The following is a 9,796-nucleotide window of genomic DNA, read 5'->3' as shown; positions in this document are numbered from 1 at the left end:
GGCCCGCTCGTCGACGCGGTGCTCGCGAAATTCGGCAGCGACGTGAAGCAATGTGCGACCGACGTCGAAGACGAAATGTCCGCCAGCGATCGCAGGAAGGCGTCGTCCGCCTTCGCGATCTCCGCCGACGAGGCGCTCGTCTCGATTCCGTGCCAGACCAGCAGCCTGTATAACCACACCGACCTGTGGTATCGCGTGCGACGCGCGGCACCGTTCACGCCGACGGCGATGAATTTCGGCGAGAACGCGAATGCGGGACTCGATTCGGCGTCGTTCGCGAACGAACTGACCGACGCCGGCTACGCCACGATCGGCGCGATTCTGTCGAGCAAGGTCAGGCTGCGCAGTGCCGGCGATTGCGGCTCGACCGCAACGTGGATCTTCGACGGCCGGCACTTCATGCTCAGCGATATCGCCACGCACGGCACCTGCAACGGCCTGTACGACGATCAGTGGCCACGCCTGTATCGACGGGTCGACGCGGCAGCCAGCCCGCGCTGACGCACCCCGTTACGCGCCGACGATCGAGATCGAGAACCCGTCCCAGCCCTTCTGCCCGACCGTCTGCACGGCCGTGGTCGTGACGTTCGGGGCGGCCACGAGACGCGCGAACCCGTCGCGCACGCCGACCACGTCGGGCTCGCGATTGTCCGGATCGGCCACGCGCCCGCCGCGCACGACGTTGTCGACGACGATCACCGTGCCCGGCCGCGACAGCTTGAGCGCCGCGTCGAGATAGACCGGGTTGTTGTCCTTGTCCGCATCGATGAAGATGAAATCGAACGGCGCGCCACCCGCGTCGACGAGCCGCGCGAGGCTGTCCTTCGCGCTGCCGACCACCACCGTCACGGCCTCCGCGAACCCGGCACGCGCGATGTTCTGCGTCGCGACCTTCGCGTGTTCAGGGTTCAGTTCGAGCGTCACGAGCGTGCCGCCCGGCGGCAACGCGCGCGCGAGCCAGATCGTGCTGTAGCCGCCGAGCGTGCCGACCTCGAGGATCCGGCGCGCGCCGCGGATCGTCGCGAGCACCTGCAGCAGTTTGCCCTGGTTCGGCGCGACGTTGATCGCGGGCAGCCCGGCCGCGTCGCTCGCCGCCAGCGCGGCGTCGAGTGCGTCGTCGGACGGCACGAGCGTCGCGGAGAAATACGCATCCACCTGGTTCCAATGATCCTGGTTCATCGTGTACCCCTTGTTTGCGGAACACGCATTTTATGCGGCACCCGGCCATAAGCAACCAACCATTCGTTCTAAGAGCCGTCGCGCGCGTGCTCCTATAATCGCTCGACCACCACAACAACAGAAGGAGCACCCATGACCGATCAGGCCGCATCGAACTGGCGCCTCGAAACCATCGCCGTGCACGGCGGTTATCGTCCCGACCCGACCACGCGCGCAGTCGCCGTACCGATCTACCAGACCGTTGCGTACGCATTCGACGACACGCAGCACGGCGCCGACCTGTTCGACCTGAAGGTCCAGGGCAACATCTACACGCGGATCATGAACCCGACGACGGACGTGCTCGAGCAGCGGATCGCCGCACTCGAGGGCGGCATCGGCGCGCTCGCGCTCGCATCGGGGCAATCGGCCGTCACGTATGCGATCCAGACGATCGCGGAAGCCGGTGACAACATCGTGTCCGCGAGTTCGCTGTACGGCGGCACCTACAACCTGTTCGCGCATACGCTGCCGCAATACGGGATCACGACGCGCTTCGCCGATCCGCGCGACCCCGCGTCGTTCGAACCGCTGATCGACGCGCGCACGAAGGCGATCTTCGCGGAATCGGTCGGCAACCCGCTCGGCAACGTCACCGACATCGCCGCGCTCGCGGAAGTCGCGCATCGTCACGGGATTCCGCTGATCGTCGACAACACGGTGCCGTCGCCGTACCTGCTGCGCCCGATCGAGCACGGCGCGGATATCGTCGTGCACTCGCTGACGAAGTATCTCGGCGGGCACGGCACGAGCCTCGGCGGCGCGATCGTCGATTCGGGCAAGTTCCCGTGGGCCGAGCATGCGGACCGCTTCAAGCGGCTGAACGAGCCCGACGTCAGCTATCACGGCGTCGTCTACACGGAAGCGTTCGGGCCGGCCGCCTATATCGGCCGCGCGCGCGTGGTACCGCTGCGCAACATGGGCGCGGCGATCTCGCCGTTCAATGCCTTCCAGATCCTGCAGGGCATCGAAACACTGGCGCTGCGCGTCGAGCGGATCAGCGACAACGCGCTGAAGATCGCGCAGCATCTCGCGCGCCACGAAAACGTCGAATGGGTGAACTATGCGGGCCTGCCCGATCACCCCGACCATCCGCTCGTCGCGCGTTACCTGTCGGGCCGTGCGCCGGGCATCCTGACGTTCGGCGTGAAGGGCGGCCGCGACGGCGGCGCGAAGTTCCAGGACGCGCTGAAGCTGTTCACGCGGCTCGTCAACATCGGCGACACGAAATCGCTCGCGACGCACCCGGCATCGACGACGCACCGGCAACTGACGCCGGCCGAACTCGCGAAGGCCGGCGTGAAGGAGGAAACGGTGCGGCTGTCGATCGGCATCGAGCATATCGACGACCTGCTCGCCGATCTCGACCAGGCGCTCGCGCAGCTTTGAGCGGCACGGGCGCGCCGGCTTGCCGGTGCGCCCGGCATCGAATGGGTTGACCTTGAAGCGGCTTCAAGGTGTTCAATCCCCGGTTGAAGCCGGGGCACCGCCCGGCGTGTACGCACCGTACCAGGCAGCGGGGCAGCCAGACGTCGGCCCCGCTGCGGTACGCCAACCGTCCGAGAGGCCTCATGACACCGACCGCGAAGCTTGCGCTGCTCACGTTACCGCCCGTGCTGGCGGCCTGTTTCGGGGCCATCGCGGCCGCATGGCGCGCGCCCGGCCCGAAAACGTCGAGCGTCATCCAGCATTTCACCGGCGGTATCGTGTTCGCGGCGGCGGCGCTCGAACTGCTGCCGCAGGATCGCGCGCATGCGCTGTTTCCGGTCGTCGTCGGCTTCGTGCTCGGTATCGCGCTGATGCTCGCGATCCGTGCGCTGTCCGGCGCGATCGAGACGCGCTTCGAGGCCGCGCAGTTGCCCGTGAGCCTGATCATCGTCACCGCGATCGATCTCGTCGTCGACGGCCTCGTGCTCGGCATCGCGTTCTCCGCGAGCGACGAAAGCGGCATCATCCTGACCATCGCGCTGACGCTCGAGGTGCTGTTCCTCGCGCTGTCGGTCAGCGCGGCGCTTGCGGCCGCCGGCATCGGCCGCCTGCTGTCGATCGTCGTACCGGTCGGGCTCGCGGCGCTGCTGAGCCTCGCGGCCGTGGCCGGTAACGCGGCGTTCGCCGGACTACCGCCCAATCTCTATGCGGCGCTGCTCGGGCTGGGCACCGTCGCACTGCTGTACCTCGTCACCGAAGAACTGCTGGTCGAAGCGCACGAAGTACCCGAAACGCCGTTCGCGACGGCCGCGTTCTTCATCGGCTTCATCGTGTTCTTCCTGATCGAAGGATCGGTGAAGGCCGGATAAGCCGGACGCGGCGGCACGGCGGCTACCACGTCGTCGCGCCCGTCGGATACGGTTCGACGATGCGCGTGCCGTTGACGGGCGTCACGCCTTCGTTGCGCAACGCGGCCCACAAGTCGATCGCATGTTCGCGCGACTTGCGGCTGCCGTCGTCGGTCAACACGTTCAGCGCGATCACGTCGTCGCCTGTCGTCAGTTGCAGCTGCTCTTTCAGCTTGCGTGACTGATGCGACGCGGTGCGGATGTCGCCGAGCAGGATCCGCTTCTCCGCGACGGTCGATCCGCCGCCGGCATCGGCCGGCACGAACGTCAGCCGGCCGTTGCCGACCTCGCATTGCCCGCGCGTGAACGTCGCGCTCCACTCGCCGGCCGGCACGGCCGCGAACTCGCAGCGCATCCGCTCGTTCGCACGCCGGCCGACGTCATGCGCCGACGCGTGAGACAACGCACGTTCCGGCCAGCCGGCCGCCATCGCGGCCGTCGACATCAGGCACGCCGCAAGCACGATTCCTTTCGCAAATTTGCGCATGGCACGCTCCTCTTCCGTGGGGTGTGGCCGGCAGGCACTCCGCCGGTCGGCCGCGAATGAACGATCAACGAACCGCAATACGGTTGTCGTGCGCATCGACCTGCGGTGCCGTCTCGCCGCGGTGCACCGTCGCGCGATGGATTTCCTGGTTGCGCGCGACGGTGGCCGGGCTCGTCGGGTAGTCGTGATTCGGGCTCGGGATCACGCCGTCGTGGCGCGCCCGCACCAGTTCCTGAAGGACTTCCTGCCGGGTCTTCTGCGGTGCGGCCACCGCTTGCGAGAGGGCCGCCATCGACAGTGCGGCAGCGGCGGCGACGATCATCGATCGCGGAATCTTCATGTTGTTTGCTCCTTGCTGTGAATCCGTGACAGGAGCCTTCACTTTGATCCAGCGGCGGTGCGGAATCGTGATTGCCGCATGACGGTTTCGTCACTGCTCCAGCATCATTTGCATCGCATTCCGAATGAACAATCTTCGCCGGCTGATGCACCCATGACGCGGCGATGACATTTTTCTCATTTGTCCCTCACCTTCACGATCCGAACGCTTTCCAGAATCGGCAGCGCGATCGCGGTATTCCCCACCCGCCTGCCACGCACGCGGTACCGGAATAGCACGATGCACAAAACGATCATCTTGAACTTCAGGGACACACCATGAAAACTCCAGTTCGGCTCGTCATGATGTCGGGGGCGCTGCTGACGACTGCCCAGGCAGTCCACGCGTCGGAAGTCACGCTGTACGGCCTGTTCGATACATCGCTGACGTACGTATGGAACGCCAACGCGGACGGCAGGAATCTCGTCGGCCTCGGCAACGGCAACCTGCTCGGCAACCGCTTCGGCGTGAAGGGCGCGGAAGATCTGGGCGGCGGGCTGAAGGCGATCTTCACGCTGGAAAACGGCTTCAATCCGAACACCGGCGCGCTCGGGCAAGGCAACCGGATGTTCGGCCGGCAGGCATTCGTCGGCCTCGACAGCGCGCGCTGGGGCACGCTGACGCTCGGCCGCCAGTACGACGCGCTCGCGGACGTCGCGTGGCCGGTCACCGGCGATTTCTACTTCGGCAGCGTCTACGCGACACCCGGCGACGTCGACAACTACGACACGTCGTCGCGCACCGACAACGCGGTGAAGTACACGTCGCCGATGATCAACGGATTCCAGTTCGTCGGCATGTACGCACTCGGCGGCGTGGCCGGCAAGAGCGGCGCCGGGCAAACCTGGTCGGCCGGCCTGTCGTACAGCAACGGCCCGGTCGACCTGGCTGGCGGCTATTACTACGCGGCCAATCGTTCATCGCTCGCCAACGGCATCCGCACCGGCTGGAACGGCACCTCCGACGGCACATTCGACGGGTCGCTGGTCAACGGCGGCTACATTTCGGCGAAATCGATCGGCATCGCGCGCGGTGCGTTGCGCTACAACTTCGCGCCGTTCGCGGTCGGCATCGACTACAGCAATGCGCTGTACAAGGCCGATGCGATGTCCGCGTTTCGGAGCACGCAGAAGTACGACACCGCGCGCGGGTTCTTCAACTACCAGGCGACGCCCAGCCTGCTCGTCGGCGTCGGCTACAGCTACACACGCGCCCGCGGCGATACGAGCGCGACCTACCATCAGGTGTCCGCCGGCGCCGACTACGTGCTGTCGAAGCGTACCGACCTTTACGCGGTCGGTGCATGGCAACGCGCGAACGGCGAGCAGCGCACGCTCGACGGCGGCACGCAAACGGCGCAGGCGTCGATCGGCTCGTATGGCTATGGCGGAACGCGCACGCAGGGCATCGTCAATCTCGGGCTGCGTCATCGGTTCTGATCGCGGCGGCGATACGCGCGCAACGTGACGAAAATTTCATGTTCCGATCAGGTTCGCGAAGCGTCGTATCGCTACGATCGGAAACGTGACGGGCAGCGCCCGTTCCAGACCACGCAAGCGGGTCGCTGCCGCACGGCACGTCACGCGTTAAGCCCGGACTCGTCGAGTGCCGGGCTTCTTTTTTGGTTGCGCCCCGATGATCAGGGCGTTGAATTGCGCTGTGGAAACAGGCAGTTATGCGTTTTCACATACAGGTTCGGATTGCCGCAGCGATGCCCGGCATAGTCGATCTGCTCGCCGGGCATGAGGTCGGCCGGCACGGGCTTTTTCGCGGCGGCCGGTGCCGCCTGAGCGGTTGGCGTTGTGCCGGAACGTGTCGATGCGCAGCCCGCGAACAACGGGACGATCAGGACTGCGATCAAGGTCAGGCGAATGGCGGGACGATACACTTTTCGGTCCGGAATGAAAGTCTGAACAAGGCCGCCCGCTTTCGACACCGAGGTCGCGAACGGCGTGAATGCCGTAGGCCACGTCGGCCATCGGCAGACTTCATGTTCCGCTTCCCGCTCATCGCGCCCATGACGCGAACATGACGATTGCGTCATGCCGGTCGTGTCCGAACGGTGCCTCTCCGCGTCACGCAATCTGACGCATTTTTCATCTCGCGATCACGATCACGCACGGCTGTTTTCGCATACTGGGTCCACGGTTCGCCACCCGGCGGCCCCGATCAAGGAGAGCACTCGATGAAAACCGCAAAACTCGCAGCACTGTTCGTCACCGCCACGCTGTCGTTCGGCATGGCCACGCAGGCCGCGTTCGCGCAAACACAAACGCAGGGCAAGACCCGCACGCAGGTCGTCAACGAACTGAAGCAGGCGCAGCATGACGGCGTCGTGCCGACGAGCAAGACGCAATACCCGCCGACCGGCGAGCTCGTCGCGCGCAACAAGGAGCTTCACGGGATTTCGGTGCATGGCGGCGAGAAGAAGCCGCAGACCGACAACCACGACAACCTGACCGCGCAGCAATGACGCTCGGCCACACCACCGCAGGCAGCGCGCCGCGCTCGGCCGCCTTCCGGCGAACGCGCGGGCGGGCCCGCCGGCGGTGTCAGGTACTGATGGCCGCCGGCCGTTTCAGCTCGGCCGGCCGTCGCGGGAAACGCAGCCAGAACGTCGTGCGCCGGCCGGGGTCGCTGTCGACACCGCATTCGCCGCCGTGGTTGTCCATGATCGACCGGACGATCGCGAGACCGAGCCCGGTGCCCGACGCCGAGTCGTGCCGCGACGGATCGACGCGATAGAAGCGCTCGAAGATCCGCCCGACATGCCGGGCCTCGATGCCGGGCCCGGTATCCGACACGGCAATCGTCGTCGCGCCGCCCTGCTCCACACAGTCGATCGTCACGACGCTGTCGCGCGGCGCGTACCTCAGCGCGTTGGACAGCAGGTTGCTCAGCGCGCGCTGGTACAGCGTCAGATCGGCATCGACCCACGCGTGGCCGTCGACCTTCACCTGCACACCCGCATCCTCCGCCAGCGGCTCGTAGTAGCCGGCCACACGCCCGGCCTCCTCCGCCGCATTCAATCGCCGCACGTCGATCGACGTGCCGGCCTGTTCCGAGCGCGCAAGAAACAGCATGTCCTCGATCATCCGCGACAGCCGCTGGTATTCGTCGATGCTCGACTCGATCACGTTCCGGTATTCGTCCGCGCTGCGCGGCTGCGACAGCACGACTTGCGCTGCTGCCTGCAGGTTCGTGAGCGGCGTGCGCATGTCGTGCGCGAGATTCGACGAGAACTGGCTCAGCCGCGTGAACGATTCGTTCAGCCGTTCGAGCATGCCGTTGAACGCGTGCTCGAGCTCCTTCAGCTCGCCGGCCGTATCGAGCGCCGGCAGCGGATGGGCGAGCCGGCTCGTCGACATCTGCTCGGCGCGCGCCGCGAACCGCCGCAGCGGGCTCAGCCCGAGCGCCGCGATGCCGTATGCGATCGCGGCTGCGAGCACCACGCCGAACACCTCGATCACGACGATCGTATAGGCGTGCGTGCGCAGCAACAGCACGTCGGCGCTGCGGTCGTACTGCACCACGACGCGCACGACGGGCGCACTTGCGCCCGCGCCGGCCAGCGGCACATTCATCACCAGATACTGGTGCCGCGCACCGGGTGGCGCGATGCCGACCGGCACGCGCCCTGCATCCAGCGACATCAGCGGCCCATACGGGCGGAAGCCGGGCGTGACGACCAGGCGCGTACCCGTGGCGTCGTAGATCGCGAGATCCATGTTCGGATGGCCGTGCAACTGGTCGATCCAGATATCGGTGTTGCGCGCGACGCCGGCCGTCGAGCGCGCTTCGGCGAGGTGCGCGCCCAGCGCGGCGGAAATTCCGGCCATCTGCTCGGCCGCCGTCGTGTCGACGCGATTGCTCAGCGCCTCGTAGAGCGCGACGCCGCTCGACGCGAGAATCACCGACGTCGACAGGATGATCAGTGCGGTCAGGCGTCCGCGCAGCGTACGCGGCAGCAGGCGCGCGATCATGCGGCCGCGCCGCCGCGCGCTTCGAGCACGTAGCCCATTCCGCGCACCGTGTGAATCAGTTTCGGCTCGTACGCGTCGTCGATCTTCGAGCGCAACCGCCGGATCGCCGAATCGACGACGTTCGTGTCGCTGTTGAAGTTCATGTCCCAGACCTGCGACGCGATCGTCGCGCGCGGCAGGATCTCGCCCTCGCGGCGCATCAGCAGCCACAGCAGCGCGAATTCCTTCGCGGTCAGCAGGATCGTGTCGCCCTGCCGCGTGGCCTTGCGGCGCGTCAGGTCGAGTTCGAGGTCGGCCACGCGCAGCGTGTTCGAATCGCGCGGCTGGCCGCGCCGCAGGATCGACTTGATGCGCGCGGTCAGTTCGACGAAGTCGAACGGCTTCGCGAGATAGTCGTCGGCGCCGAGCTCGAGCCCCTTCACGCGATCGCCGACATCGTCGCGTGCGGTCAGGAACAGCACGGGCGTCGACTTGCTGCGCCGCAGGTTCTGCAACAGCGTCCAGCCGTCCTGCCCGGGCAGCATCACGTCGAGCACGAGCAGGTCGTACTCCTCGGTCTCGGCCTGATGCTGGCCCGTGATGCCGTCCTCGACCCAGTCGACGACATAGCCGGCCTCGGTCAGCCCCTTGCGCAGGTACGCACCCGTCTTCGGTTCATCTTCGACAATCAGAATTCGCATCACGCATTACCCTTGAAGAAACCCAGCCGGCGCAGCACGCCCGAGCCGAAGCCGCCGCGCAACGCCGCGCGCCACGACACTGCATGGCTGACGCGGTACAGCACGGGCAGCACCAGCAGCGTCAGCGCCGTGGACGACAGGATACCGCCGATCACGACCGTCGCGAGCGGGCGCTGCACCTCGGCGCCGGTGCCGGTCGCGAACGCCATCGGCAGGAAGCCGAGCGACGCGACGAGCGCGGTCATCAGCACCGGCCGCAGCCGCGTGAGCGCGCCTTCGCGCACGGCGGCCTCGAGCGGCATCCCTTCGTCGCGCAGGTTGCGGATGAACGAGATCATCACGAGCCCGTTGAGCACGGCCACGCCGGACAGCGCGATGAAGCCGACCGCCGCCGTGATCGACAGCGGAATCCCGCGCAGCCACAGCGACACGACGCCGCCGCTCAGTGCGAACGGAATGCCGGTGAACACGAGCAGCCCGTCCTTCACGTTGTTGAACATCACGAACAGCAGCACGAACACCATGAACAGCGCGAGCGGCACGACGAGCTTCAGGCGCTCGCTCGCGCTTTGCAACTGCTCGAACTGCCCGCCCCACGACACCCAGTAGCCGGCCGGCACGCGCACGTCCTGTTGCAGCTGCTCGCGCGCATCCGCGACGAACGAGCCAACGTCGCGGCCGCGCACGTTCGCGCTGACGACCACCCGCCGCTT

Annotated in this window: 12 protein-coding genes; 5 read left to right on the top strand and 7 right to left on the bottom strand. The window is 66.7% G+C overall.

Annotation, left to right across the window (positions count from 1 at the left end; all coding sequences use genetic code 11):
- On the top strand, window positions 1–501 hold a 501-nt coding region (locus tag JYJ84_RS19705), incomplete at its 5' end, for a DUF1176 domain-containing protein (RefSeq protein ID WP_205189388.1).
- 9 nt (window positions 502–510) lie between these two features.
- Here JYJ84_RS19705 and JYJ84_RS19700 read toward each other — a convergent pair.
- A complete protein-coding gene (locus tag JYJ84_RS19700; protein WP_175221704.1) occupies window positions 511–1,179 on the bottom strand; it encodes an O-methyltransferase in 669 nt (222 codons plus the stop codon).
- Window positions 1,180–1,311: 132 nt separating this feature from the next.
- Here JYJ84_RS19700 and JYJ84_RS19695 point away from each other — a divergent pair, with 132 nt between their 5' ends.
- The gene (locus JYJ84_RS19695; RefSeq protein WP_175221703.1) at window positions 1,312–2,607 is read left to right on the top strand and encodes an O-acetylhomoserine aminocarboxypropyltransferase/cysteine synthase family protein; all 1,296 of its coding nucleotides are present in this window, start codon (window positions 1,312–1,314) and stop codon (window positions 2,605–2,607) included.
- Between the two features lie 182 nt (window positions 2,608–2,789).
- On the top strand, window positions 2,790–3,515 hold the full coding sequence (locus tag JYJ84_RS19690; protein WP_174958276.1) for a ZIP family metal transporter: 726 nt from the start codon (window positions 2,790–2,792) through the stop codon (window positions 3,513–3,515).
- A 22-nt stretch (window positions 3,516–3,537) separates the two neighbouring features.
- Here the strand turns inward: JYJ84_RS19690 and JYJ84_RS19685 are convergent, their stop codons facing one another.
- Both JYJ84_RS19685 and JYJ84_RS19680 read right to left on the bottom strand, forming a co-directional pair.
- A complete protein-coding gene (locus JYJ84_RS19685; protein ID WP_122949027.1) occupies window positions 3,538–4,041 on the bottom strand; it encodes a hypothetical protein in 504 nt (167 codons plus the stop codon).
- Between the two features lie 64 nt (window positions 4,042–4,105).
- Complete coding sequence (locus JYJ84_RS19680) at window positions 4,106–4,381, bottom strand: DUF4148 domain-containing protein (protein WP_175221702.1); 276 nt, start codon at window positions 4,379–4,381, stop codon at window positions 4,106–4,108.
- Between the two features lie 317 nt (window positions 4,382–4,698).
- Here JYJ84_RS19680 and JYJ84_RS19675 point away from each other — a divergent pair, with 317 nt between their 5' ends.
- A complete protein-coding gene (locus JYJ84_RS19675) occupies window positions 4,699–5,859 on the top strand; it encodes a porin (protein WP_122949025.1) in 1,161 nt (386 codons plus the stop codon).
- A gap of 200 nt (window positions 5,860–6,059) precedes the next feature.
- Here the strand turns inward: JYJ84_RS19675 and JYJ84_RS19670 are convergent, their stop codons facing one another.
- Entirely contained in the window at window positions 6,060–6,464 is a 405-nt protein-coding gene (locus JYJ84_RS19670; protein WP_236027129.1) for a hypothetical protein, read from the bottom strand.
- Between the two features lie 141 nt (window positions 6,465–6,605).
- Here JYJ84_RS19670 and JYJ84_RS19665 point away from each other — a divergent pair, with 141 nt between their 5' ends.
- Complete coding sequence (locus JYJ84_RS19665) at window positions 6,606–6,893, top strand: DUF4148 domain-containing protein (RefSeq protein WP_175221701.1); 288 nt, start codon at window positions 6,606–6,608, stop codon at window positions 6,891–6,893.
- Between the two features lie 79 nt (window positions 6,894–6,972).
- Here the strand turns inward: JYJ84_RS19665 and JYJ84_RS19660 are convergent, their stop codons facing one another.
- The 3 genes from JYJ84_RS19660 to JYJ84_RS19650 form a co-directional block, all read right to left on the bottom strand.
- Window positions 6,973–8,403: a heavy metal sensor histidine kinase gene (locus JYJ84_RS19660; RefSeq protein WP_122949022.1), complete on the bottom strand. Its 1,431-nt coding sequence runs from the start codon at window positions 8,401–8,403 to the stop codon at window positions 6,973–6,975.
- A complete protein-coding gene (gene irlR / locus JYJ84_RS19655) occupies window positions 8,400–9,083 on the bottom strand; it encodes a heavy metal response regulator transcription factor IrlR (RefSeq protein WP_006490455.1) in 684 nt (227 codons plus the stop codon). The genes JYJ84_RS19660 and irlR overlap by 4 nt, the downstream gene beginning before the upstream one ends.
- Window positions 9,083–9,796 (bottom strand): efflux RND transporter permease subunit (locus tag JYJ84_RS19650; RefSeq protein WP_205189387.1); only part of this gene is annotated, 714 nt, incomplete at its 5' end. The genes JYJ84_RS19650 and irlR, both read right to left, overlap by 1 nt.

This window comes from Burkholderia sp. LMG 13014, assembly GCF_905232215.1.
Lineage (GTDB): Bacteria > Pseudomonadota > Gammaproteobacteria > Burkholderiales > Burkholderiaceae > Burkholderia.
This window is presented reverse-complemented; position numbering and strand designations above follow the sequence as displayed.